Below are 24409 nucleotides of genomic sequence, written 5' to 3'. Positions count from 1 at the left end.
TCGCTAAAATTCGCCAATGCATATTCATATCTTAGGCATTTGCGGCACATTCATGGGCGGCATTGCCGCAATCGCTCGTCAGGCTGGACATCGCGTTACTGGTTGCGACGCCAACGTGTATCCACCAATGAGCACGCAGCTTGAATCTCAAGGGATTGAGCTCATCGAGGGGTATTCGCCCGATCAATTATTACAGCTTGAGTCCATGCCTGATTTATTTGTGATCGGCAATGTGGTTTCTCGCGGGAATCCATTAATGGAAGCCATTCTGAATCAAGGCTTGCCATATACATCTGGTCCCCAATGGTTGGGTGAGCAAGTCTTATTTGGCAGACATGTTTTGGCGGTAGCAGGAACGCATGGCAAGACAACTACCTCTGCGATGCTTACTTGGATTTTAGAATTCAATGGCTATAAGCCTGGGTATTTAATTGGTGGAGTGCCACTCAATTTCACGGTGTCAGCCCGTTTAGGTGAGAGCCAATATTTTGTAATCGAGGCAGATGAATATGACACAGCTTTTTTTGATAAGCGCAGTAAGTTTGTTCATTACCGACCGCGCACTGCCTTATTAAATAATTTGGAATTTGATCACGCAGATATTTTTGCCGATCTTGCGGCCATTGAAACCCAGTTCCACCATCTCGTGCGTACCGTTCCTAACGATGGTCTATTAGTGGTGAATGGCGAGGAGCCTGCGCTAGAGACGGTGATCACTCGTGGTGCTTGGGCCCCAATAGAGCGCTTTGGCCAAGACGCTAAAAATGAATGGTCTTTTATTTCTCAAGCAGCTGATGGTTTTGTGGTGGTTAAGAGTGGCAAAGAAGTAGCGACTGTCACCTGGGCTCCTGACTCAGGCGTGATGGGCACACACAATCAACTCAATGCCTTGGCAGCAATTGCATCAGCACATCACGTTGGTATAGCTCCGGTGGATGCAGCACGCGCCTTGGCGGAATTTAAGAATGTGAAGCGTCGCCTAGAAACAATCGGTATGGCAAATGACATCACTGTTTACGACGACTTTGCACATCACCCAACCGCTATCACTACTACGGTGGATGGTTTACGTCGTCGGGTGGGGACGGCTCGTATTCTGGCTGTCTTGGAGCCACGTTCTAACACGATGAAGCTCGGTGTGATGAAGGCTCAGTTACCAAATAGCTTGCAAGCGGCTGACAAAGTTTTTGCCTTTGGCGCCAGCTCTGGCAAAGAATCTTTGGGCTGGGATCTCAATGAGGTACTGTCTCCCCTGAATGCTAAAGAGCTTAATAAGGCAAAAGCATTTGATGAGTTAGATGCTTTGGTTCTTGCTGTTGCTGAAGAAGCTAAACCAGGCGACCACATACTCGTGATGAGTAATGGTGGTTTCGGCGGTGTCCATCAAAAAATATTAAAAGCACTAGAAGGTAAAAAATGAGCAAGAGATTACAAGATAAAGTAGCCATCATTACGGGTGCGGCTAAAGGCATTGGTTTTGCAACAGCACAGCGCTTTGCACAAGAGGGCGCTAAGGTGATCATTGCTGATATCAATCTAGATGCTGTCAAAGCTGCGGCTGCGCAGATAGCAGGCGCTGAGGCCTATGCTATGAATGTCACCGACCGTGCCAGCATTCAGGCGGTGGTAGATCACATCATGCAGCAGCATGGCCGTATTGATATTTTGGTGAATAACGCTGGCATTACACAAGATGCGCGTTTAGTCAAAATGACCGAAGCGCAATTCGATTCAGTGATTGAGGTGAATCTCAAAGGTGTTTTCAACTGTACACAACTCGTGGTGCCGCATATGCTTGAAGCTGGCTCTGGAGCGATTGTGAATGCTTCAAGTGTGGTCGGTCTGTATGGTAATTTTGGTCAAACAAATTATTCTGCAACCAAATTTGGGGTGATTGGATTTACCAAGACTTGGGCGCGTGAACTGGGCCCGAAAGGCATTCGTGTCAATGCGGTATGTCCAGGATTTATTGCCACCGAAATGGTCAAGGCCATGCCGGAAAATATTCTGCAAGATATTGAAAGACGTTGTTGGCTTGGTCGTCTAGGTACGCCAGAAGAGATGGCAAATGTGTATTTATTCTTGGCGAGCGATGAAGCAAGCTATATCAATGGTGTTGCACTTGAGGCCAGCGGCGGGATTTCACTGTAAGCATGTATCTTTTATATGAGGAAGGTGGCGACATTAAGATTGCCACGGTCCAGTCTGCATCTGGTGCAGGGGATGCTGAGTCATGGCAGGCAACTAGCCTGTCTGGAAAAAAGATCAAGCTAAAAGCCAAAGAGGTTTGGTTGCGTTTTGAAAAGCCCGAAGCTCAAGCTGTAATGGATCAAGCTTCTGCCTTATCTAAGGAAATTGATTTGCAATTCCTATGGGATTGCGCCCCAGAAGAAGAGTTTGGTCTTGTAGATGTTTCGAAAGAATATTTTGGAGATCAAGCGGCGATTCCTCAGCAAGTATCTCTAGCGATTGCTTTGCAAAGCGCCCCCGTCTTTTTTCGGCGTAAAGGCCGCGGCCGTTTTCAGAGAGCGCCTCTGGAACAATTACAAGCTGGATTGGCCGCTTTAGAGCGTAAGCAAAAAGAACTCGATCAACAGGGTATCTGGCAACAAGAATTAATCGCCGGCGCATTTCCTGAAGCCCTAAAGTCTCAAGCGAAGCAATTACTGTTCTCCCCAGATAAAAATACTTCTGCTTACAAAGCCTTGATTGCAGCTTGTACGCAAACGGGTGAATCGCCAGCTCAGTTGATGATCCGCTGTGGAGCAATTAGCTCACCTTTGGATTATTACCAAGGCATGTTCCTCAAGGCGCATTTCCCTAGTGGCGCCGCTCACCATGAAAGCCATGTGGTCGATACCGCTGCTTATGATGCAGTCGTTGCTGAATTGCCATTGGCTGAGGTGAGCGCTTTTTCCATTGACGATTCTGGTACGACAGAAATCGATGATGCTTTATCAGTAACGGCGCTTTCTGATGGAGTTCACCGTATTGGTGTGCACATCGCCGCTCCGGGTCTGGTCATTAATCGAGATGATGCTTTAGATCAGCTTGCGCGTAACCGCATGTCTACCGTGTATTTTCCTGGCGATAAGATCACAATGCTACCGGATTCGGTGATTGCTCAATTCTCTTTGGATGAGGGTAAGCCTTGCCCGGCCTTATCGATTTATGTGGATATTGATGCACAAGGTCAGATTCTTCAAGGTTCACTCCAGATGCGTGCTGAGTTGGTGCCGATTGGAGCCAACTTGCGCCTCGAGAATCTTGAAGACAAGGTTAGCGAAGCTAGCTTGAGGGATGAGTCAAGCAACTATCCCTATCGCCAAGAATTAGCGATCTTGTGGGGCGCTGCAAAACATCTGCACGCACAACGTCAAGAGAAGCGCATTGCTAATGGCTTGCGTGCTGAGCAGTTGGGGGTGATTGATCCCAATGCTTTGGCAAGAGATTTTCATTTTCAGATTAAAGAGGTCGATGGCGTGGAGCGGGTACAAATTACGCCACGACAACGCGGTTCGATCTTGGACACCATCGTTGCTGAGTGGATGATTTATTGCAACAGCGCTTCGGGACGCTTATTGGCGGACCATGGCTTGCCTGCACTGTTTCGGACCCAAAAAGGTTGGGGCCCATTACGCACTCGTATGCAAACCACTCCAGGGCCTCATGAAGGTTTGGGGCTCGATTATTACGCTTGGAGTACTTCACCACTGCGTCGCTATTCAGACTTGGTCAATCAATGGCAGCTCATCGCTTTGGCTAAGCATGGTGTGACTGCCAAGATGGTGGCACCATTTCCACCTAGGGATGCGAACTTGATGGGCATTGCTGCAGATTTTGAGTCTTGCTATCAAGCGTATGCTGAATACCAAGACCGTTTGGAAAAATATTGGTGCCTTCGTTGGATTGCTCAAGATAGCGAACCCAAGACACTCTTCGTTCGCCACCTGAAAGAAGGTATGTCCAGAGTGGAACTGATTCCACTGCATTTGCCTATTCCTGAGTTGGCTACCCATCCTCGCATGACGCGTGCTGAGGTGATTATTTCGGATGTCGATCTATTGCAATTAACTGCAGGGGTCAGGATCTTGCAAATTGAGCTACCTGTAAAGCCGGCTGAAGAGTCTACTGAATCTGTTGCAGAAGCGCCTGACGATGATGCAAGCGCTACCTAAATTCCTGCAATCAAATCGCCTTGTGAAGATTCAAGACTATTTGTTAAATGCTTGGCGTCGCCACCCTTTTCGTCTAGCACTTTGTATCTCTCTATTAATTCATGTGATTTTTTTATCCTTTCGTTGGGGTATTGGTGAGATTCAGAATCGGCGACTCAATACGCCTTTGAGTGTGGTTTTGGTTAATGCGAGCAATCCAAGTCCACCAAAGCAGGCGACTAAATTAGCGCAGGCTGATTTACAGGGCGGCGGAAAAAGCGTTGATCAAGATGCAACAGCGGTCCATCGGGCGAGACTGGGCGCACAAGCCCAACTCGAAGTTTTGGAAAAACAGCAAAAGCAGATGCTGGCAAAAATGGATGCTGACAAGGCGCGCTCCGGTGGTCGAAAGAGTGGGGATGAGCAGCGCTCGGTTTCTCAGTTAAATTCCCTGGAAGCCGAGTTGTCTAAACGCTTACAGGTGGTTGGGCGCGAGCCCCGTCGTAAAGTGTTGACGGGCTCAAGCACTAAAGCAGTAGCATTTGCGCAGTACTACGATGCTATGCGCCAAAAAATTGAGACTTATGGGAGTACCTTTTTCCCTCGTGCGAATGGCAGGCCTTTGTATGGCAGTTTGGTAATCGTGGTGAGTGTGGATGCGCAGGGTCGTATCGCTAATAACGCTCAGGGTAAGGATGGCTTAAGTATTGGGCGCAGTTCCGGTAATCCCGAGTTGGATCGACAGGCCTTAGCCATTGTTCGAGCGTCAGCACCTTTTGGGGCGTTTCCAAGTGAGATGCATCAGCAGATTGACGTGCTCGATTGGATTTCCACTTTTGAGTTCACGCGCGATGGATCTGACCGCCTAGAGTTGCGACGTTAATACAATTTAAAGAAACCCCTCAAGAAATTCGCTTATTCTGTAGGCACTATGAGCTCTATTCCCGCTAACGATCTTCATGCTGACCCTAGTCGCTTTCCTGGCTTGGATGTCTATGCTGTCGCCGGGAATCCCATTAGCCATAGCAAGTCGCCCGCTATTCATCAACGCTTTGCTGAGCAATCGAAGCAAGCAATCCACTATGGGCGCCTGCAACCAGCTATTGGTGAGTTTGCCAAAGTTGCTAAATCCTTTTTTGCTGCTGGCGGCAAGGGCATGAACGTCACCGTTCCGTTTAAATTAGATGCACAAGTCTTGGCAGATGTTTTAACGCCGCGAGCAAAGCTGGCTGGCGCTGTAAATACCCTGTGGATTAAAGAGGGCAAGATTTACGGTGATAACACTGATGGTGCGGGCCTGGTGCGGGATCTTGTAGCGCAGGGTATTCAGATTCGGGGGGCACGTATTTTGCTCTTGGGCGCGGGTGGCGCTGCTCGTGGCGTGATGGGGCCTTTGCTTGAGCAAGAGCCAGCCCAACTGATCGTTGCCAATCGCTCCAGCGCTAAGGCTGATGAGCTGGTTGGTTTATTTCATGATTTTGCAAACAATCATCATGCTCAGCTTGAGTCACGCGCATTGCTCGATCTGGAAGACCAAATAAAAACTCCGCTAGCTTTTGATCTCGTTATTAATGCGACTGCTGCTGGCTTGAGCGACCAATCCCCGTTGACAGCCCAGGCAGTAAGTCATGTTTTTGTGCCGAGTTCATTTGCTTACGATATGGTGTACGGCAAAACGACGGCCTTTATGCAGCAAGCTTTGCACCGAGGTGCTCGGGTTAGTGATGGCTTGGGTATGTTGGTGGAACAAGCCGCTGATGCATTTCTGATATGGCGTGGCGCAGATGCATCGATTGATCCACGTTCTGTTTTATCCGAGTTGCGCACCTAATCCTATTTAGCCAAATTTATTTCTAATGCGTTGGCTCAGTTATTTTGTAAAGTGCTTGCTGTGCGGCTTCATTGCGATGCAGATCTACTTTGCGCTGCAGATTGGCCTATGGTCCAGCCTTAATCCGAGTGGTACCGCTTTTCAGAGGGCTGAACGCTGGCGTTTATGTAGCTGGCATTGGTCTTGCTCTATTGAGTCTCATTGGGTGCCGTACGACAAAATTTCGGCAAACTTAAAGCGGGCTGTATTGGTGAGTGAAGACGACATCTTCTTTCAGCACAAGGGTGTTCGTGTTGAGGATATGCAAAAGGCTTGGGAAAAGAATCAACAACATCATCAATTTAACGCTAACTCCAAGGTGGCATTGAGGGGTGGTTCTACTATTACCCAGCAACTAGCAAAAAATTTATTTCTGTCTTCAGAGCAAAATTATTTTCGCAAAGGCCAAGAGCTTGTTGTAACTGGCTTGCTAGAGTTGATGCTTTCCAAGCAACGACTATTTGAGATTTATCTCAATTCTGTGGAGTGGGGTGAGGGCATTTTTGGTGTGGGTGCAGCCGCCCAACATTATTTTGTGACTACGCCTGCCGTATTAGATCGTGAACAGGCTGCAGCATTAGCATCGGCTTTGCCTGCACCTAAGTGTTTTGATAAAGCCCAGTACTGCCGGAAAGCCAATATTCACTTTCCAACTCGTCAAGAATTTATCCTGGAGAATATGGACAGGGTCGCTTTGACGCCAATCCCAAAGAGTGGGTCCCGCTAGTTTTATTTTGTGGCTGCAGAGCGTAAGGCATCTCGAGTACTTTGCGCTACCTTTCTGGCGGCTTCTGCAAAATCAGATCCAGAGCTGGCATACAAAATCGCTCGAGATGAGTTGATCATCATTCCCATCCCTGGTTTATTGGCAATACTGCCTGCTTTGACGGTGGCGTCAATATCACCACCTTGCGCACCGATCCCCGGAATCAGCAGTGGCATTTCGCCAACAACGGCCCGGACCTTAGCAATCTCTTCTGGGAAGGTAGCGCCAACCACCAGGCTGATTTGACCGGAGCTATTCCATTTTTTGGCTGCTAATTTGGCCACATGAAGATAGAGTGGTTCGCCACCAGGAGCAACATTTAAAAATTGCAAATCTGACCCACCAGGATTAGAGGTGCGGCACAAAATAATGACCCCTTTGCCAGCGTGTCGCAGGTAAGGCTCAACCGAATCAAAGCCCATATAGGGGCTAACAGTGACGGCATCGGCGCCATAGCGTTCAAAGGCTTCCATGGCGTAGTGCTCGGCTGTACTGCCGATATCTCCACGTTTAGAGTCCAGAATCACAGGGATCTTGGGGTATTTATGCTTCAGGTGCGCTATGAGTTTTTCTAGTTGAGCTTCGGCGCCCTGAGATGCAAAGTAAGCAAATTGGGGCTTAAAGGAACAAGCTAAATCTGCTGTGGCATCAGCGATTTCTCGGCAGAACTCAAAAATGCCCTCTGGTTTCCCTTGTAGCGATGGGGGTAAGCGCTTCGGATCTGGATCCAACCCAATGCACAGCATGCTGCCTTGGGAAGCCCATGCAGACTGGAGTTGCTGGGTAAAGGTATTTGGACTGGAGTTCATTGGATTTGAGCTTATTTTAGTGAAACTGTCATGGTCTATAGGATAAACTAGCGCACATTCCTTAGGAGTTCACCATGATCAACTTGTTCGTTCTGCAAAATGGCCGCCTCTCTCAAGAGCAAGTCGAAGATCGCAATGAATTGTTGCAATATTCAAATCCTATCTGGATTGACGTTGTCGATCCCGAAGAGGAAGAGCTTATCTGGATTAAAGAGGCATTTGGTGTACTTTTGCCTGAATTAGATGATTTAGGTGACTTAGAGGCTTCAGCTCGCTATTTCGAGGCTGATGACGGCCATTTGCACATTCGTACTGACTTCCTGTTGGACGAAGAAGAAACTTCTCGTAACGTCCGGGTTGCTTTCGTGATGACCAAACAAGTTTTGTTCTCTATTCATGATGAAGATTTACCAGTGTTCCGTTTGGTGCGTTTGCGTGCCCGTTTACGCCCAGGCTCAGTGAGCAATGCAAAAGATGTTTTGCTCGACTTGTATTCAACCGATGCTGAGTACTCTGCCGATGCCTTGGAAGAGGTTTACGAAAATTTAGAGCGTGCTGGTAAGCGAGTGCTTTCTGACGACATTAATGATGCCGATGCTGCCGAAGTTTTAGAAACCATTGCAACAGAAGAAGATACAAACGGACGTATTCGTCGCAATGTGATGGATACCCGCCGCGCACTTTCTTTCTTAATGCGCAGCAAATTATTATCTGATGAGCAACAAGAAGAAGCACGTCAGATTCTGCGAGATATTGATTCTTTAGAAAACCATACCGCATTCTTGTTCGATAAGATTAACTTCTTAATGGATGCAACGGTTGGTTTCATTAACTTGAACCAAAGTAAAATCATCAAGATCTTCTCGGTGGTATCTGTCGCCTTGATGCCGCCAACATTACTGGCCAGTATCTGGGGTATGAACTATAGATTTATGCCGGAGCTAGACTTATCCTGGGGTTACCCAATGGCTATTGGCGTCATGATTGTGTCTGCGATCATCCCACTTTGGTACTTCCATCACAAAGGTTGGATGAAATAACTTACTAAGTTATTTGAGAAGTTCAATCAGCTCAGAAAGTGCATAGTCGCGGGCTTGTTCGCGAACTGCTTGGCGATCTCCAGAAAATTGCATCGTCTTGCAGATAGTGATGGCTACTAAATTTTCTTTTGTAATCGTCCAGCCAAAACAAACGGTACCCACTGGTTTTTCTATTGAGCCGCCTGCTGGTCCTGCAATGCCGGTAATCGAAACGGCGACGTTAACGCCAGCATTTTTTTGTGCGCCCTCTGACATTGCTTTTGCGACTTGTTCACTCACTGCTCCAAAAGATTCAATAGTTTCAGTTGGCACGCCCAGACATTCTGTTTTGGCTTGATTGCTATAGGTAATGTAGCCCCGCTCGAACCAGTCACTAGAGCCTGGCAAGTCTGTCAAGGCTGCACATACAAGTCCGCCGGTACAAGATTCAGCCAGCGCTAGCGTCCAGCCCCTGGCAATGAGGTGCTTAGCGACTTCCTTGGCGATGTCTAAGGTAGAGGTCATATAGATAATTGAATGGCAACTTGGACTGCGACGATCACAAGATACGTTAGGAAAGCTGCAGCGAGATCATCCGCGATGATTCCAAAACCTCGCCAAAGAGTTTGCTTTATGTTGGAGGGTGCTTGGTTATTATTTTCTTCGAGATGTTTGAAGTGATGATCAATCAAGCCAATTGGCCCTGGCTTAGCAGCATCAAAGAAACGAAAGACGCCAAAGGCTAAAGCTTGCATCCATATTGTCATGGGCATTGTGAGTACAAGAATGAGCCAAAAGGCCACAACCTCATCCCAAACGATGCCGCCAAAATCCTTTTTGCCAAGCTCTTCACTGACTTGTCCGCAGATCCAGCATCCCAGCAAGATTCCCACGCCAATAATCCAGAGCCAGTTTGCAGTAGTGAGGAAATAACTTCCAATCAGAAAGCTAGCCCATGCCCACAGAGTGCCAGCAGTACCTGGCGCTATTGGGCTGAGTCCGCTACCAAAGCCAAAAGCAATGGTACGACTTGCAGACCCCAGCATCCATTTAACAGTTGGCTTTGCGCTTAGACTTTGGTTTATTTCTGGATTCATGCAAAGTGATCGAATGATTTAAGAAGGCCTGCAGTCTCAGTGACACTCAACGCTTCACCATTTTTATTTAATAACTGAATGCTTGCTTCTGCAGATTGCATTGTTTTAACGTTACCGATGTGCGTGATTGCTATATGTAATTTTTTGCTGATTTCATTGACGGCATTGCATTGCTCGGGATGTGCTGTAAAACAAATCTCGTAGTCATCTCCGCCACATGCAGCAAATTGATTCTGAATGGCTTCACTCTGATGTTGCAGTGTTACAGATTTTGGGATGCGATCGAGAAAAATCTCGGCATCCACTTTAGATTGTTTGAGTATGTGCTTTAGATCGCCCAAGAGCCCATCGGAAATATCCAGGGCTGCGCTAGCAATACCCCTTAAGCAGATTCCCAGATCAACTCTGGGAGTAGGTTGATGCATGCGAAGTTCAATCGTTTGTAAATCGATGGTGGAAAGGTGTAATTCATGACGCAGTGCAGCAAGTGCGAGTCTTGCATCGCCTACAGAGCCTGACACCCAAATCTCATCCCCTGCAATCGCCCCAGATCTCTTAATGGCTTTTCCGAGGGGGATGCTGCCAAAGGCTGTGATGCAAATATTGAGTGGACCTGCGGTAGTGTCACCACCAATCAGTGGGCAAGAATATTTTTGTGCAACTGCAAATAAACCGTTGCTAAAGGCCTCTAACCAGCCTAAATCGGCATGGGGTAATGCGATAGCCAGCGTGAAACCAAGCGGCTTAGCGCCCATGGCAGCAAGGTCTGAGAGGTTAACTGCTAAGGCTTTGTGGCCCAACCATTCTGGGTTGGCATTCGCAAAAAAGTGCCGCCCTTCGACCAGCATATCGGTAGTAATGGCAATTTCTTCTTCTGAGTGAGGTTTGATGAGGGCGCAATCATCCCCAATCCCCAGCGCAATCGATTGGCCGTCTGGAGAAGGCATAGCCTCCGCCCTCGTTTTGAAAAAACGTTGAATGAGCTCAAATTCGCCAAGTTCAGAATGCATGCCTCATTTTATGGCTCTTAGGAGTTCTTCATCTGAGAGGAATAGAATAAAAGGCTCAATATGTCTTACAACGAGTTAACAGATGACCCAATCAAGCAATAGCAAAGATCAACAAATTGCAGACCTTAGAGATGCTGCGCTTCATTACCACGAGTTTCCAGTCCCTGGAAAAATCGAAATTGCACCAACGAAACAGCTAACCAATCAACGCGACTTAGCGTTGGCATACACCCCTGGCGTTGCTGCACCTTGCTTAGAAATTGTTAAAGATCCGGCTAATGCTTTTAAATACACGGCGCGTGGAAATTTGGTTGGAGTGATTACTAATGGCACCGCTGTTTTAGGTTTAGGAAATATTGGGCCATTGGCAAGTAAGCCTGTGATGGAAGGTAAAGCAGTTCTCTTTAAGAAATTTGCTGGCATTGACGTATTCGATATTGAGATCAATGAGAACGATCCCGACAAGTTAGTAGAAATCATTGCTGCGCTTGAGCCAACCTTCGGCGGTATTAATTTAGAAGATATTAAGGCGCCTGATTGCTTCGTGGTTGAGCGCAAGTTGCAAGCGCGCATGAAGATTCCTGTTTTTCATGATGATCAGCATGGAACTGCGATTGTGGTTGCCGCGGCTATTTTGAATGGCTTAAAAGTGGTTGGTAAAGATATCGACAAAGTGAAGTTGGTGACATCAGGTGCTGGTGCAGCTGCTTTAGCCTGCTTAGACCTTTTAGTAGATCTTGGCATTCCTCGTAAAAATATTTGGGTAACCGATCTTGCTGGTGTTGCCTATAAAGGGCGCGTAGAGTTGATGGATCCTGAGAAGGAGCCGTTCTGCCAAGAAACTAAGCTGCGTACACTGGCTGAAGCAATTGAAGGTGCCGATATTTTCTTGGGTCTCTCTGCTGGTGGCGTGCTTAAACAAGACATGGTGAAGAAGATGGCTCCCAAGCCATTGATCTACGCCTTAGCAAACCCCACCCCAGAAATTCTGCCTGAAGAAGTAAAAGAAGTTCGTCCTGATGCAGTCATGGCTACGGGCCGCACAGACTATCCAAACCAAGTCAACAATGTTTTGTGTTTCCCATTCATCTTCCGTGGTGCCTTAGACGTAGGTGCCACCACGATTACACGTGGCATGGAAGTCGCGGCTGTAAAGGCCGTAGCAGAGCTAGCTCAGGCTGAGCAGAGTGAGGTTGTTGCTTCTGTATATGGCATTGAGAATTTATCATTTGGTCCCGAATATTTGATTCCAAAACCATTTGATCCACGCTTGATTACTGTGATTGCACCTGCAGTTGCAAAAGCGGCGATGGATGACGGCGTAGCTTTACGCCCCATTAAAGACTTTGACGCTTATCGCAATCAATTGCAGCAGTTTGTGTATCACTCCGGCACTTTGATGAAGCCACTGTTTAGTATTGCTAAGCGTGTACCGGCTAACCAAAAGCGCATTGTCTTTGCCGAAGGTGAAGACGAGCGCGTATTGCGCGCAGTCCAAATCATCATTGATGAGCATCTTGCAACACCGATTTTGATTGGTCGTCCTGCGGTGATTGAGCATCGTATTGAGAAATTTGGCTTGCGCATGAAGGCTGGGAATGACTTTGAAATCGTTAACCCAGAAAATGACTCCCGTTTCCGTGATTTTTGGCAGACCTATCTCGCTTTAACAGAGCGCAAAGGCGTTACAGAGTCTTTTGCTAAGCTAGAGATGCGCCGCCGTAATAGCTTGATCGGATCCATGTTGATTTCTAAAGGCATGGCCGATGGCATGATCTCTGGAACGATTGGCAAAACTGCAACGCATCTGAAATACGTTGATGAAGTGATTGGCAAAGAGGCGGGTGCAAATGTTTATGGTGCGATGTCCGGTTTAATTCTGCCTGGTCGACAAGTATTCTTGGTTGATACCCACATCAATATTGATCCAACAGCTGAACAGTTATCAGAGTTAACACTGATGGCCGCAAGTGAGATGCGCAAATTAGGACTCGTTCCAAAAGTTGCACTGCTCTCGCACTCCAACTTTGGTTCAAGCAACGCACCTTCTGCAATCAAAATGCGTGAGGTGTTAGCTCTACTGAAGATTGCGGACCCGAAATTAGAAGTCGACGGCGAGATGCATGGCGATAGCGCATTGGATGCAACCATTCGTGCTGGTGCTGTTACTTCTTCATCGTTGAAGGGGGATGCGAATCTGCTTGTTCTGCCAAATATTGATGCTGCAAATATTTCTTACAACTTATTGAAGACAGCTGCGGGTAATGGCATTGCGATTGGCCCATTGTTGTTAGGAGTCGCTAAACCGATTCATATTTTGACGCCAGCTGCGACAGTGCGACGGATAGTCAATGTGACGACTTTGGCAGTTGTAGAGGCCGCTAGTAATGCCAGGGGGATCTCTTAAGTGCTTCTAATATATGTAAGTTAGTGATAACTTACATATATTATTTCTATATAAATCAATGGTTTATATAAAATGTACTGTATTTGGGCTTGATTTGATGGCGGGATAAGGGTAACCTAGCACCCATCATGAATAATCGCTCTGAAAACACCAATACAGCAAGCTTCGATGAACATAGCCGGGCTGAAAGTTGGGACAGCAATGATCGACTTGAAACTGAGTCATCCGCTGCCAATGTTTATGCTCAGGGTGGTTTATCTCGTTTACAAACCTATGCAGCAAATCAAGTTTCGGGGAAAAAAGTGACAGCTACTTGGCGTGCCGCTTTGGCCGTTCGTGATGCCGGACCACCGGCAATGTTGCGCAGTGTGCGCCCTAATATCGTGCAATCTATTCGTGCTTTCCGCACGCCAGATCTGCAGGAAGCTGCTACCGAATTAGGTCAGCACTTTATTTACGCTAGCTGTGCCCATGCAATGACTAAAGGCGAGGTCCTTGAGTCTATTGCTACTGCTTATTCGCTTACTAAGCAGCAGGCAAAGAACTATGACCCGCTCTTAGATGCATTGACTACTTTGGTAGATAAGTCAGGCCCACAGCCAGGCTTCGTGGTAGTTCTAGAGGGCTTGCCTTGTACACAGAAGTTCGACAAAGAAGCACGCGAGACCTTGTTGGATGTCTTCCGCGATGCAGTTGATTTCTGGGCTGAGCGTCGTACGCCTTATCGCGTCTTCTACTCATTCGCTTAATCAGCAAGCAATTCGATGTAGCCTAATCGCCTCTATTTGAGGCGATTTTGCATTTCTGGGTTCCAAATAGTGTGAACGGCTGTAATCGCTACAACACCAGCTGTTTCTGTGCGCAGCACCCGTTCACCCAAAGATACGAGCTGATAGCCTGCAGCTTGGGCGAGCGCCTCCTCCTCTGGGGAGTGACCACCTTCTGGACCAATCATTAAGACGATATCTTGAGGCACTGTCTCCATCAGCACTGAATGCATGCTTTTGGTGGCATCTGGACTTAAGAGTAGCTTTAATGTTGGCTTTTGCGAGGCTTTAAGGAAGCTCTCAAAGCTTTGAATGGGCTCTAGGTTAGCTAGAACGGTCCGATCACATTGTTCGCAGGCAGCTTGAATGATGCCCTTCCAGTGGAGCAGTCGTTTTTGAGCGCGTTCCGCATTATTGGGCCCAGTGAGTTTGATAACGGAGCGCTCGCATTGCAAGGGGGCAATATTTTGGGCGCCTGTTTCAATGGCCTTTTCAACAATCCAGTCCATTTTATCGCCACCAGCAAGGCCTTGGGCCAATGTAATGGCATAAGGGCTCTCACGATGGGTGTCAAGGCGAGCTTGGGTTAGCAGAGCCTCCCCAGATTTAGCAGTCAAGGATAGGAGCTCTGCCTGGGCCACTTGGCCTTTTCCATCGAATACTGGGAAGCTTTCGCCAGCTTGGACGCGGCGAACTCGCAAATGGTGGGCTACCTCAGGGGTGAGGGTGGTTGGCTTTTGGATTTCCCAAGGCCCGGGAAGATAAAATTGAGGCATTACTGAAATATAGCCAATTTATTTTCCCCGAGACCACTTTTACGATGTCAAACCTACAAATTCGCATGGCCAATGCCATTCGCGCCCTTTCGATGGATGCAGTTCAACAAGCCAATTCAGGGCACCCTGGGATGCCCATGGGGATGGCAGATATTGCCGTTGGACTTTGGAATGAACATTTACAACACAATCCGACAGATCCACATTGGATGAATCGCGATCGTTTCGTTTTATCAAATGGTCACGGTTCCATGTTGTTGTATTCGCTCTTACATCTCACTGGTTACGATTTACCGATTGGTGAGTTGAAAAATTTCCGTCAGTTGCATAGCAAAACTCCAGGGCATCCTGAGTACGGTATTACTCCCGGCGTTGAAACAACCACTGGACCTTTGGGTCAGGGAATTTCCAACGCGGTAGGGATGGCAATTGCAGAAAAATTATTAGCCGAAGAATTTAATCGTCCCGGGCATAACATTGTTGATCATCACACTTATGTTTTCTTAGGCGATGGTTGTTTGATGGAAGGCATTAGTCATGAAGTGTGTTCATTGGCTGGTACTCTGAAACTTAATAAACTGATTGCTATGTGGGATGACAACGGCATCTCTATTGATGGCAAGGTTGTCTCTTGGTTTAACGAAGATACGCCAAAGCGTTTTGAGGCTTATGGTTGGAATGTAATTCGCGCGGTGGATGGTCATGATGCAGAGGCAGTAGCAGCGGCTATTGCACAAGCCAAGAAAAGTGATAAGCCAACATTGATTTGTTGCAAGACTGCAATTGGTCAAGGCTCACCCAATATGGCAGGTAGCGACAAGGTACATGGTTCTCCATTGGGCGCTGCTGAGATTGCGGCAACCCGTGTTGCTTTGAACTGGCCTTATGCTCCTTTCGAGATTCCAAAAGATATTTATACGGCATGGGATTTTAAAAAACGCGGCCAAGCAGCCGAGCACGAGTGGAATAAGAAGTTCCAAGCTTATAAAAATAAATATCCAGAACTTGCATCTGAATTGCAGCGCCGTATGCAAGGAGATCTATCGAAAGATTTTTCTGCAACACTGAATGCGTATTTGAAAACTTGCCAAACGAAAGCAGAAACGATTGCTACACGTAAAGCCAGTCAAAATGCGATCGAAGCCTTGGCTCCAGCATTGCCTGAGTTCATGGGTGGTTCTGCAGATTTAACGGGTTCCAACTTAACCAACTGGAGCACATGTAAACCAGTACGCGCTGATCAGTGGGGCAACCACATTAACTACGGTGTGCGTGAATTTGGTATGAGCGCCATCATGAATGGCATTGCTTTGCATGGCGGTTACATTCCATTTGGTGGTACATTCCTCACCTTCTCTGATTACAGTCGTAACGCCTTGCGGATGGCTGCCTTAATGAAGTTGCGTAGCATCTTTGTGTTCACCCATGATTCGATTGGTTTGGGTGAAGATGGCCCAACACATCAATCGGTTGAGCACGTGGCTAGCTTGCGTTTGATTCCAAACCTGATGGTTTGGCGTCCATGTGACACCACTGAAAGTGCGGTAGCGTGGGGCTCAGCCATTGAGCGTAAGAATGGCCCAAGCGCTTTAATTTTTAGTCGCCAGAACTGTCCATTTGTGTCGCGTAATGCGCAACAGATAAAAGATATCGCGCGCGGTGGCTATGTCTTGCGTGATTCGAAGAAATCCACGATTGATGCGGTCATCATTTCTACAGGTTCTGAAATTGCCTTGGCTTTGCAAACAGCCGAGCGCTTAGAAAATGAAGGCTTAGGAATTCGGGTGGTGTCGATACCTTCAACTACCGTATTTGATCAGCAAGATGCTGCTTATAAGGCCAAAGTATTGCCTGCGAAAGTTCCGCGTATTGCAGTCGAAGCTGGCGTCACGGATTTTTGGTGGAAGTATGGCTGTGCAGCAGTGCATGGAGTGGATACCTTCGGTGAATCCGCACCTGCGCCGGTGCTCTATGAATATTTTGGCTTGACGGTGGATCAGATTGCAAAAACCGTCAAGCAATGTATTGCTCTTAAATAAACAATAATAAAAGCTGAAATAAGTATTCATTACAGAATTCAAATTAGTAAGGGGAATTAAATGACAATTCGTGTCGCTATCAATGGTTATGGGCGTATTGGACGCATGGTCTTGCGGGCTTTATATGAAGATCAGCTTAATGGAAAGCCAAGACGGGATATCAAGATTGTTGCGATTAACGCAATGGGCGATATCGATATCAATGCCCATTTAACGCAGTATGACTCTGCGCATGGACGTTTTCCTGCTGAAGTAAAAGTCGATGGTGATTGCATGGTGGTGAACGGCGATCGCATCAAGATGTTCTCAACCCGCAATCCTTTGGAAACGCCTTGGGGTGAGTTAGGCGTTGATTTAGTGCTCGAGTGCTCTGGCAAATTTACTTCTAAAGAAAAAGCCATGGTGCACATTTCCCAGGGCGCAAAGAAGGTATTGATTTCTGCGCCTGGCGAAAAAGATGTGGATGCCACGATTGTTTACGGCGTGAATCAGCAAGTGCTCAAGGCAAGTGATGTGGTTGTATCCAATGCGAGTTGTACTACCAACTGCTTGGCGCCATTGGTTAAGCCATTGTTGGAGAAAATCGGTATCGAATCTGGCCTGATGACCACTATCCATGCGTTTACAAACGATCAAGTTCTCACTGACGTGTATCACAAGGATATGCGACGTGCCCGTTCTGCAGTGACCAGCATGATCCCCACTAAAACCGGCGCGGCAAAAGCGGTTGGCTTGGTATTGCCAGCTTTAGCAGGGCGCTTTGATGGTTTTGCGATGCGCGTTCCGGTCATCAATGTTTCTGTAGTGGATTTAACTTTTGCTGCCAGTCGCGCCACGAGCGTGGATGAAGTGAACTCAATTTTGAAGGCGGCCAGCGAGGGTGAGCTGAAAGGCATTTTGGGCTTTAACACCTTACCTTTGGTTTCTATCGACTTCAACCACGATCCACGCCCCAGTATTTACGACGCTTCACAAACTCGTGTCTCTGCGGATGGCAAGTTGGTGAAAGTATTAGCTTGGTATGACAACGAATGGGGTTATTCAGTGCAAATGTTGAATGCTGCTGAGGCTTTGATGGCTGTAAAGTAGGTCAAGATTCGTTAAAAGTACTGTTTTATATGAAAAAGACCTCTAAATGAGGTCTTTTTTCTTTATCTGCGCTTATTTACTATATTTGCCTATTTCTGTTTATTCCGGCAATTCTTCTTATCGCAGTGCCCATACATGGCTAATGTGTGCTCCTGGAGCTTAAATCCAAGGTTTTTGGCGATGTCCCGTTGCCGTTTTTCTATAGCTTCGTCTACAAACTCTTCTACATGCCCACAATCTAGGCATACCAAATGGTCGTGATGTTGCCCTTCATTGAGCTCATAAATCGCCCGACTATCACCCTTGGAGGACTCAAAATGACTGCGAAGCAACAGCCCAGCTTGCTCAAACTGTGTAAGAACGCGATAAACAGTTGCTAAACCAATTTCTTGATCATCTTTTGCGAGTGCATTAAAGACGTCTTCAGCGCTAAAGTGGGTGCCACCATTCTGATGAAAAAAGTCCAGAATCTTCATGCGGGGACCAGTGGCTTTTAGGCCAATATCGCGCAAATCTGCTGGAGTAGGGTTTTGGGTCGTATTCATGGCTTTGGGCGCTAAAATCAATGTCTTAATGATACGGCCAGCCATGCAAAATTGCCTTGAACTTTTTAGACGTTTTTTGAATCCAGCTTTGCGGAGCTTTTGGACTGTTACCTTTATTGGGTTTATCGGCCTTAGTGGGTGCACTACCGCAGTGGATGACACCCAGCGTACCTGGATGAATAAGATTTTTAGGCCTTATGTGCCAGATATCGTTCAGGGCAATTTCGTATCTTCGGAGCAATACTCTAAATTGAAACTGGGTATGACGCGTGAGCAGGTACGACAAATTTTGGGTACTCCTTTATTAGCAGATTACTTCCATGCAAATCGCTGGGACTATGTTTTTGAATTTAAGCGCAATGGTCAAGTGGTTGGTAAAGATCGTCGCATCACACTGTTTTTTGATGGTGACAAGCTCGTGAAGTTTGAGGGCGATGCCTTACCAACGGATGTGGAGTTGGTTGCTGAGATTGATAGCTATGCTAAAGCGAAGCGCTCATTTTGGGATGTGATGACAGGCTCGAATAAAGCGCCAGTAACACCACCTCTCCAGCAGCCTGAATTACTGGTACCGAGCAAAACTGATAACTTGCCTGCTGGCACACCCATACCTGTTGCTAACGAGAGCAAAAGCTCATTCTGGGACTTTTTTAGTTTTTCAAAAAAGCCAACAGAAGGACAACCCGTGCCATCAACTGAAGCATTGGGACCTGGCGCTTTGAATGTTCCAGTGGCAACCGAAACGAAGTAGCTATAGGCAGTAAGCAGAATTACTTTTGTATGGATGTCAGAGCAAACGGCTTTGAATACCTTTGATAAGAAGCGAAGAAATAAATGATGAAGATTGCAATTGCTGGAGCAACCGGTCGCATGGGAAAAATGCTGATTGAAGCTGTGCTCAATACTGCTGATACTCAACTAGTCGGTGCGCTAGAGCATAGCTCCTGCCCGCAACTGGGTGAAGACGCTGGCGCATTCTTAGGTAAAAAAACTGGCATAGCGATTACTGCTGATATAGCGCAAGCGCTTAGTGGAGCAGAATTCCTGATTGACTTTACCCGTCCAGAAGGAACAATGGCGCATTTAGAAGTAGCCGAAAAAACTGGCACCAAAATGATTATTGGCACCACTGGTCTGAGTTCAGAGCAGATCGCAAATCTTAAAAAGGCCTCGGGAAAATTAGCAATTGTGTTTGCGCCCAACATGAGTGTAGGTGTCAATGCGACCTTCAAGCTTCTGGAGATTGCTGCCAAGATGTTGAACCAAGGTTATGACATTGAGATTATTGAAGCTCATCATCGCTATAAAGTAGATGCGCCTTCAGGTACAGCATTAAAGATGGGTGAAGTAATTGCCGACGCCTTGGGTGAGAAATTAGATGACGTGGCTGTTTATGCTCGTGAGGGTCATACCGGCGAACGTAAAGAAGGCTCCATTGGGTTCTCAACCATTCGTGGTGGCGATATCGTTGGTGACCATACGGTTCTGTTTGCTGGTGATGGCGAGCGGATTGAAATCAGCCATAAATCCTCGAGCCGTCAATCCTATGCTCAAGGCTCTTTACGCGCAGCACGCTTCTTGCAAAACCAAGCGTCAGGCCTATATGACATGCAAGATGTTCTAGGCTTGCGTAAGTAAGGCATCTGCAAAAAATTACCCGATAAAAATAGAAGAAAAGAGTTGTATTGAATGAGTAAGGATTACGACCACCGCAGTATTGAAGCGGCAGCGCAAGCTGATTGGGAGAGCGCACAAGTTTATAAAGTGGCTGAGAATGCAGTTGATGCCACTGGTAAGAAAAAACCAAAGTACTACGCCTGTTCAATGCTCCCTTACCCATCCGGTAAGTTGCATATGGGTCACGTACGCAACTACACCATCAATGATGTGATGGCACGTCAATTGCGTATGCAAGGCTACAACGTATTGATGCCAATGGGCTGGGATGCATTTGGTATGCCTGCAGAAAATGCAGCGATTCAGAACAAGGTTCCGCCGGCCAAATGGACCTACGACAACATTGCTTATATGAAAAAGCAAATGGCTGCGATGGGTCTAGCGATTGATTGGTCTCGTGAAGTCGCCACTTGCAATCCTGACTACTATCGTTGGAATCAGTGGCTCTTTTTGAAGATGTTAGAAAAGGGGATTGCTTATCGCAAGACCCAGGTGGTGAACTGGGATCCAGTTGATCAAACTGTTTTAGCTAACGAACAAGTGATTGATGGTCGCGGTTGGCGTTCTGGTGCTTTAGTCGAGAAGCGTGAAATTCCAGGTTATTACTTCAACATTACCGCATATGCAGAGCAATTACTTTCTGGTTTGGATAGCTTAGGTTGGCCTGAGCGCGTTAAAACCATGCAGCAAAATTGGATTGGTAAAAGTCGTGGCGTGCGCTTTGCGTTTAAGCACGAGATTGCTGATGCCCATGGCAATTTTATTCAAGACGGTCAGTTGTATGTGTTCACCACACGAGCAGATACCATTATGGGTGTTACTTTCTGCGCTGTTGCAGCTGAACATCCTTTGGCTACACAAGCAGCCGCTAACAATCCAGCGCTTGCCGCCTTTATTGAGAAATGCAAAACCGGTAGCGTGATTGAAGCCGATCTAGCCACACAAGAAAAAGAAGGGATGTTCACTGGTTTGTATGTGACCCATCCCCTGACGAATGAACCGGTACCAGTCTGGATCGGTAATTATGTGTTGATGTCTTATGGTGATGGTGCGGTGATGGGCGTGCCCGCACATGACGAGCGTGATTTTGCATTTGCGCTCAAGTATGACTTGCCTATTAAGCAAGTGATTGCCTTGCGCGGCCCTTCTGAGATGTTTAATGCCACCCGTTGGCAAGATTGGTATGCCCAAAAAGATGGGGTTGAATGCCTTAATAGCGGTAAGTACGATGGCATGTCATATGAGGAGGCAGTTGCTGCTGTCGCCAAAGATTTAGAAGCAATGGGTATCGGTGAAATCAAAACGACTTATCGTTTGCGCGACTGGGGAATTTCTCGTCAGCGCTATTGGGGTACCCCGATTCCCATTATTCACTGTGGTGACGATCAAAATCCAGGATGCGGTGCAGTTCCAGTTCCAGAAGCGGATTTACCGGTGGTATTGCCTGAGGACTGTGTACCGGATGGCAGTGGAAACCCACTCAATAAGCGTGCGGACTTCCTCAATGTGAAGTGCCCAAAATGTGGCAAGCCTGCGCGTCGTGAGACCGATACGATGGATACTTTTGTGGATTCTTCTTGGTACTTCATGCGTTACACCGGCCCTAAAGCGACAACAATGGTCGATGAGCGTAATGAATACTGGATGCCCATGGACCAATACATTGGCGGCATTGAGCATGCCATCTTGCATTTACTCTATGCACGTTTTTGGACTAAGGTCATGCGTGATCTCAACTTGATTACCTTTGATGAGCCTTTCCAGAATTTGCTAACCCAAGGCATGGTTCTCAATGAAACCTATTACACAGAAGATGCCTCTGGTAAGAAGACATGGTTAAACCCCCTTGATGTTGAGTTAGATCTTGATGACAAAGGTCGCCCCCAAGGCGCCAAGTTAATAGGCGACTCCTCTGGCACCCCGGTCATTATTGGTGGTGTTGAGAAGATGGCCAAGAGCAAGAATAATGGTGTTGATCCACAGGCCTTGATTGATCAATATGGCGCCGATACTGCTCGTATCTTTACGATGTTCGCTGCCCCACCGGAGCAGCAGTTGGAATGGTCTGGTGCTGGTGTTGAAGGCGCATCGCGCTTTTTGCGTCGCGTTTGGATGTATTCCAGTAGTCAGGCTACTGCTATTAGTGCTGCATCAGATAGCTTGCCAGCCAACTTAAGTGACGTTGAAAAACAATTGCGTCGCGAAGTGCACTCCATTTTGAAGCAGGCTAACTTTGATTATCAGCGCCGTCAGTACAACACCATTGTCTCTGCTGCCATGAAGATGTTAAATGTTCTTGAGCCAGTGAAGTTGGGTGATGGCAATGCTATTAGCGCTCCTGTGTTGAGAGAGTGTTTGGGCATTCTCTTGCGCATCCTTTATCCAGTAGTACCTCATTTGACGCATGTGCTTTGGCAGGATGCTGGGTACTTCAAAGTATTTGGACCTATATTAGATGCCCCATGGCCTACGGTAGACGATGCAGCCTTGGTTCAAACGGAGATTACGCTCATGTTACAAATCAACGGTAAGTTACGCGGTGATATTCGTGTTCCGGCTGATGCGTCTAAGGAACAGATTGAGTCTTTAGCATTACAAAGCGAGCCGGCCTTAAAAGCTCTAAATGGCGGACCACCCAAGAAGGTGATTGTGGTTCCAGGTCGTTTGATCAACATTGTCGCTTAAGTCATTACCCAGACCTTTAATAGAAACTGAATATATGAGCCAAGATCAAAAAATGCAGTTGGATGCAAAAGGAATCAATACTTTGCGCCGGGCTACGCTTGGTCTATTCGGCTTGCTGTCAATGGGCTCATTAATGGCTTGTGGCTATCGTTTACGTGGCATGGTTGATCTTCCCTATAAGTTTATTGCCATTACTGGCAATCCTTCGCCGCCGATGCGGGCTGATTTACAGAGAGTTATTTTGACTGGAACAGATGCGAAAGTGGCTATTAATCCAAAGGATGCGGATTTAATTCTAGAGATCACCAACGATATTAGTGGTCGAGAGATTTTGGCGTACAACTCTAATGGCCAAGTTTCTGCCTACCGTTTAAATATTCGAGTTGGTTTTAGGGCTTTTGATACCGCAGGTGCTGAAATTGTTCCTGAGGCGGAAATTTATATCACTCGCGATATGGATTTCTCAGTTTCTACTGTTCTGGCAACGGATGTCCAGCAGCAACAGTTCTTAACCTCTATGCGTAGTGATTTGGCTGTGCAGATTTTGCGCCGAGTAGCTGCCTCCGCAAGAGCTCCGCAAGCCAGAAGTTTTTAAGGGGAGTAATGATCTCGCATGGTTAAAGTGGATGCCTTGCAAGCACATCTCAAATCGCTCAGTTCTGCTAGCGCTATTCAACCCTTGTATCTGTTTAGTGGTGATGAACCGCTATTGATGATGGAGGCGATGGATCAACTGCGGGCTACTGCAAAAAAATTAGGCTATACCGAGCGTGAAGTTTTGCTTCAAGAGCGTGGCTTTGATTGGGGTGCCCTGATGAACGCAGGACAAACCATGTCACTCTTTGGGGATAAGCGCTGGGTAGAGTTGCGTATCCCTACAGGCAAGCCGGGTCGTGATGGCGCCGAAGCTTTAAAACAGTTTGCAGCACAGATTCAGTCGCAGGCAGTGGGTCCAGATGGTCCAGATACAGTGGTTTGCATAGTTTTGCCCAGGTTAGATGGCAAGACTAAAACTTCTGCATGGTTTAGCGCCTTAGACGATGCGGGTATGGCGATTCAGATTGATTCTTTGGATCGTAGCTACTTGCCAAGTTGGATTGCAGGGCGTTTGAAGAAGCAGGGTCAAGAAGTGGAGTCTGGGCCTGAGGGTCAGAGATCACTAGAGTTCATTGCCGATCAGGTTGAAGGTAATCTGATTGCTGCCCACCAAGAGATTCAGAAGCTGGGATTGCTATATCCAACTGGGAAATTAACCGAAGAGCAAATTCGTTCTGCGATTTTGAAAGTAGCGCGATATAACGTATTTGAAGTCACTGAAGCGATGTTGGCTGGCGATTTGGGGCGCCTCAATCGCATGCTAGATGGCCTCAAAGGCGAGGGTGAGCCGCTAGTCTTAATTCTATGGAGCGTAACTGAAGAGCTTCGGATACTATCTAAACTAAAGGCTGCGAGTGATGCTGGTGAGTCGGTACAGCAACTCATGCGCGCTAATCGAGTGTGGGGAAATAAAGAACGTCTTTACCCAAATGCACTCAGGCGAGTTCAGCCTTTAAGGTTGCGCAGAGCAATGCAGGTTGCTGCAGGATTGGATCGTCAGGTTAAAGGCTTATATTCGGCAGAGTTGCCATCAGACCCTTGGGATGGTTTACGTTTAGTTGGCAGTTTGTTGCGCTAAGTAAAGACAAGTTAAATATTG

The 24409-nt window shown here is 47.1% G+C and carries 22 protein-coding genes; 16 read left to right on the top strand and 6 right to left on the bottom strand.

The window, feature by feature from the left end; translation table 11 throughout:
• Positions 1-16 precede the first annotated feature (16 nt).
• Genes mpl through mtgA form a run of 6 tightly spaced genes read left to right on the top strand, consistent with a single transcriptional unit; the run spans position 17 to position 6754 of the window.
• Positions 17-1420: a UDP-N-acetylmuramate:L-alanyl-gamma-D-glutamyl-meso-diaminopimelate ligase gene (mpl, locus tag ICN49_RS03990; RefSeq protein WP_216166026.1), complete on the top strand. Its 1404-nt coding sequence runs from the start codon at positions 17-19 to the stop codon at positions 1418-1420.
• A complete protein-coding gene (fabG, locus tag ICN49_RS03985) occupies positions 1417-2151 on the top strand; it encodes a 3-oxoacyl-ACP reductase FabG (protein ID WP_216166024.1) in 735 nt (244 codons plus the stop codon). The genes mpl and fabG overlap by 4 nt, the downstream gene beginning before the upstream one ends.
• A gap of 2 nt (positions 2152-2153) precedes the next feature.
• Complete coding sequence (locus ICN49_RS03980; protein ID WP_216166022.1) at positions 2154-4178, top strand: ribonuclease catalytic domain-containing protein; 2025 nt, start codon at positions 2154-2156, stop codon at positions 4176-4178.
• Positions 4159-5040, top strand: coding sequence for a TonB family protein (locus ICN49_RS03975; protein ID WP_216166020.1), 882 nt, complete (start codon positions 4159-4161; stop codon positions 5038-5040). The genes ICN49_RS03980 and ICN49_RS03975 overlap by 20 nt, the downstream gene beginning before the upstream one ends.
• 48 nt (positions 5041-5088) lie before the next feature.
• Positions 5089-5988 (top strand): shikimate dehydrogenase, encoded by a 900-nt coding sequence (aroE, locus tag ICN49_RS03970; protein ID WP_216166018.1) that lies wholly within the window; start codon positions 5089-5091, stop codon positions 5986-5988.
• A 25-nt stretch (positions 5989-6013) separates the two neighbouring features.
• Entirely contained in the window at positions 6014-6754 is a 741-nt protein-coding gene (gene mtgA / locus ICN49_RS03965; protein ID WP_216166016.1) for a monofunctional biosynthetic peptidoglycan transglycosylase, read from the top strand.
• A 2-nt stretch (positions 6755-6756) separates the two neighbouring features.
• On the opposite strand, the gene pyrF is transcribed toward mtgA, so the two are convergent.
• Positions 6757-7602, bottom strand: a complete 846-nt coding sequence (pyrF, locus tag ICN49_RS03960) for an orotidine-5'-phosphate decarboxylase (protein ID WP_216166014.1) — start codon at positions 7600-7602, stop codon at positions 6757-6759.
• Positions 7603-7676: 74 nt separating this feature from the next.
• Here pyrF and corA point away from each other — a divergent pair, with 74 nt between their 5' ends.
• The gene (gene corA / locus ICN49_RS03955; RefSeq protein ID WP_216166012.1) at positions 7677-8642 is read left to right on the top strand and encodes a magnesium/cobalt transporter CorA; all 966 of its coding nucleotides are present in this window, start codon (positions 7677-7679) and stop codon (positions 8640-8642) included.
• Positions 8643-8651: 9 nt separating this feature from the next.
• Here the strand turns inward: corA and ICN49_RS03950 are convergent, their stop codons facing one another.
• From ICN49_RS03950 to thiL, 3 genes are read right to left on the bottom strand one after another with little or no spacing between them, the layout of a single operon-like run.
• Positions 8652-9152, bottom strand: coding sequence for a CinA family protein (locus ICN49_RS03950; protein ID WP_439650844.1), 501 nt, complete (start codon positions 9150-9152; stop codon positions 8652-8654).
• Positions 9143-9718 carry a phosphatidylglycerophosphatase A family protein gene (locus tag ICN49_RS03945; RefSeq protein ID WP_216166008.1) on the bottom strand — a complete coding sequence of 192 codons (576 nt, stop codon included), beginning with the start codon at positions 9716-9718 and terminating at the stop codon, positions 9143-9145. Before ICN49_RS03945 ends, ICN49_RS03950 begins: the two co-directional genes overlap by 10 nt.
• A complete protein-coding gene (gene thiL, locus ICN49_RS03940) occupies positions 9715-10728 on the bottom strand; it encodes a thiamine-phosphate kinase (protein ID WP_216166006.1) in 1014 nt (337 codons plus the stop codon). The genes ICN49_RS03945 and thiL overlap by 4 nt, the downstream gene beginning before the upstream one ends.
• Before the next feature lie 82 nt (positions 10729-10810).
• On the opposite strand from thiL, the gene ICN49_RS03935 reads away from it, so the two are divergent.
• Positions 10811-13135 carry an NADP-dependent malic enzyme gene (locus ICN49_RS03935; protein ID WP_216166004.1) on the top strand — a complete coding sequence of 775 codons (2325 nt, stop codon included), beginning with the start codon at positions 10811-10813 and terminating at the stop codon, positions 13133-13135.
• A 128-nt stretch (positions 13136-13263) separates the two neighbouring features.
• Positions 13264-13884: a barstar family protein gene (locus ICN49_RS03930; protein WP_216166002.1), complete on the top strand. Its 621-nt coding sequence runs from the start codon at positions 13264-13266 to the stop codon at positions 13882-13884.
• A gap of 32 nt (positions 13885-13916) precedes the next feature.
• Here the strand turns inward: ICN49_RS03930 and ICN49_RS03925 are convergent, their stop codons facing one another.
• On the bottom strand, positions 13917-14678 hold the full coding sequence (locus ICN49_RS03925; protein ID WP_216166000.1) for a 16S rRNA (uracil(1498)-N(3))-methyltransferase: 762 nt from the start codon (positions 14676-14678) through the stop codon (positions 13917-13919).
• Positions 14679-14722: 44 nt separating this feature from the next.
• Between ICN49_RS03925 and tkt the strand changes: the two genes are divergently transcribed.
• Both tkt and gap read left to right on the top strand, forming a co-directional pair.
• A complete protein-coding gene (gene tkt, locus ICN49_RS03920) occupies positions 14723-16717 on the top strand; it encodes a transketolase (protein WP_439650843.1) in 1995 nt (664 codons plus the stop codon).
• A 60-nt stretch (positions 16718-16777) separates the two neighbouring features.
• Entirely contained in the window at positions 16778-17806 is a 1029-nt protein-coding gene (gap, locus tag ICN49_RS03915; RefSeq protein ID WP_216165998.1) for a type I glyceraldehyde-3-phosphate dehydrogenase, read from the top strand.
• A gap of 89 nt (positions 17807-17895) precedes the next feature.
• Here the strand turns inward: gap and fur are convergent, their stop codons facing one another.
• On the bottom strand, positions 17896-18351 hold the full coding sequence (fur, locus tag ICN49_RS03910) for a ferric iron uptake transcriptional regulator (protein WP_216166199.1): 456 nt from the start codon (positions 18349-18351) through the stop codon (positions 17896-17898).
• Positions 18352-18439: 88 nt separating this feature from the next.
• On the opposite strand from fur, the gene ICN49_RS03905 reads away from it, so the two are divergent.
• The 5 genes from ICN49_RS03905 to holA all read left to right on the top strand — a co-directional run bounded on the left by ICN49_RS03905 (position 18440) and on the right by holA (position 24388).
• Positions 18440-19102, top strand: a complete 663-nt coding sequence (locus ICN49_RS03905) for an outer membrane protein assembly factor BamE (RefSeq protein ID WP_255535390.1) — start codon at positions 18440-18442, stop codon at positions 19100-19102.
• 86 nt (positions 19103-19188) lie between these two features.
• Positions 19189-19989, top strand: coding sequence for a 4-hydroxy-tetrahydrodipicolinate reductase (gene dapB, locus ICN49_RS03900; protein ID WP_216166198.1), 801 nt, complete (start codon positions 19189-19191; stop codon positions 19987-19989).
• 51 nt (positions 19990-20040) lie between these two features.
• Positions 20041-22713, top strand: a complete 2673-nt coding sequence (gene leuS, locus ICN49_RS03895) for a leucine--tRNA ligase (RefSeq protein WP_216165993.1) — start codon at positions 20041-20043, stop codon at positions 22711-22713.
• Positions 22714-22747: 34 nt separating this feature from the next.
• Positions 22748-23308, top strand: coding sequence for an LPS-assembly lipoprotein LptE (locus ICN49_RS03890; RefSeq protein ID WP_255535389.1), 561 nt, complete (start codon positions 22748-22750; stop codon positions 23306-23308).
• A gap of 18 nt (positions 23309-23326) precedes the next feature.
• Positions 23327-24388: a DNA polymerase III subunit delta gene (holA, locus tag ICN49_RS03885; protein WP_216165991.1), complete on the top strand. Its 1062-nt coding sequence runs from the start codon at positions 23327-23329 to the stop codon at positions 24386-24388.
• Positions 24389-24409 lie beyond the last annotated feature (21 nt).

Origin of the sequence: Polynucleobacter finlandensis (genome assembly GCF_018881755.1) — a bacterium.
In the GTDB taxonomy this organism is placed as follows: Bacteria; Pseudomonadota; Gammaproteobacteria; order Burkholderiales; family Burkholderiaceae; genus Polynucleobacter; species Polynucleobacter finlandensis.
Note: the sequence above shows the minus strand (reverse complement) of the source record. Positions and strands in the feature narration are given on the sequence as shown.

Bases quoted from the DNA above. Each gene is read 5' to 3' on its own strand.
- mpl (WP_216166026.1), top strand. From the start codon at position 17: ATGCATATTCATATCTTAGGCATTTGCGGCACATTCATGGGCGGCATT.
- fabG (WP_216166024.1), top strand. From the start codon at position 1,417: ATGAGCAAGAGATTACAAGATAAAGTAGCCATCATTACGGGTGCGGCT.
- ICN49_RS03980 (WP_216166022.1), top strand. From the start codon at position 2,154: ATGTATCTTTTATATGAGGAAGGTGGCGACATTAAGATTGCCACGGTC.
- ICN49_RS03975 (WP_216166020.1), top strand. From the start codon at position 4,159: ATGATGCAAGCGCTACCTAAATTCCTGCAATCAAATCGCCTTGTGAAG.
- aroE (WP_216166018.1), top strand. From the start codon at position 5,089: ATGAGCTCTATTCCCGCTAACGATCTTCATGCTGACCCTAGTCGCTTT.
- mtgA (WP_216166016.1), top strand. From the start codon at position 6,014: ATGCGTTGGCTCAGTTATTTTGTAAAGTGCTTGCTGTGCGGCTTCATT.
- pyrF (WP_216166014.1), bottom strand. From the start codon at position 7,602: ATGAACTCCAGTCCAAATACCTTTACCCAGCAACTCCAGTCTGCATGG.
- corA (WP_216166012.1), top strand. From the start codon at position 7,677: ATGATCAACTTGTTCGTTCTGCAAAATGGCCGCCTCTCTCAAGAGCAA.
- ICN49_RS03945 (WP_216166008.1), bottom strand. From the start codon at position 9,718: ATGAATCCAGAAATAAACCAAAGTCTAAGCGCAAAGCCAACTGTTAAA.
- thiL (WP_216166006.1), bottom strand. From the start codon at position 10,728: ATGCATTCTGAACTTGGCGAATTTGAGCTCATTCAACGTTTTTTCAAA.
- ICN49_RS03935 (WP_216166004.1), top strand. From the start codon at position 10,811: ATGACCCAATCAAGCAATAGCAAAGATCAACAAATTGCAGACCTTAGA.
- ICN49_RS03930 (WP_216166002.1), top strand. From the start codon at position 13,264: ATGAATAATCGCTCTGAAAACACCAATACAGCAAGCTTCGATGAACAT.
- ICN49_RS03925 (WP_216166000.1), bottom strand. From the start codon at position 14,678: ATGCCTCAATTTTATCTTCCCGGGCCTTGGGAAATCCAAAAGCCAACC.
- tkt (WP_439650843.1), top strand. From the start codon at position 14,723: ATGTCAAACCTACAAATTCGCATGGCCAATGCCATTCGCGCCCTTTCG.
- gap (WP_216165998.1), top strand. From the start codon at position 16,778: ATGACAATTCGTGTCGCTATCAATGGTTATGGGCGTATTGGACGCATG.
- fur (WP_216166199.1), bottom strand. From the start codon at position 18,351: ATGAATACGACCCAAAACCCTACTCCAGCAGATTTGCGCGATATTGGC.
- dapB (WP_216166198.1), top strand. From the start codon at position 19,189: ATGAAGATTGCAATTGCTGGAGCAACCGGTCGCATGGGAAAAATGCTG.
- leuS (WP_216165993.1), top strand. From the start codon at position 20,041: ATGAGTAAGGATTACGACCACCGCAGTATTGAAGCGGCAGCGCAAGCT.
- ICN49_RS03890 (WP_255535389.1), top strand. From the start codon at position 22,748: ATGAGCCAAGATCAAAAAATGCAGTTGGATGCAAAAGGAATCAATACT.
- holA (WP_216165991.1), top strand. From the start codon at position 23,327: ATGGTTAAAGTGGATGCCTTGCAAGCACATCTCAAATCGCTCAGTTCT.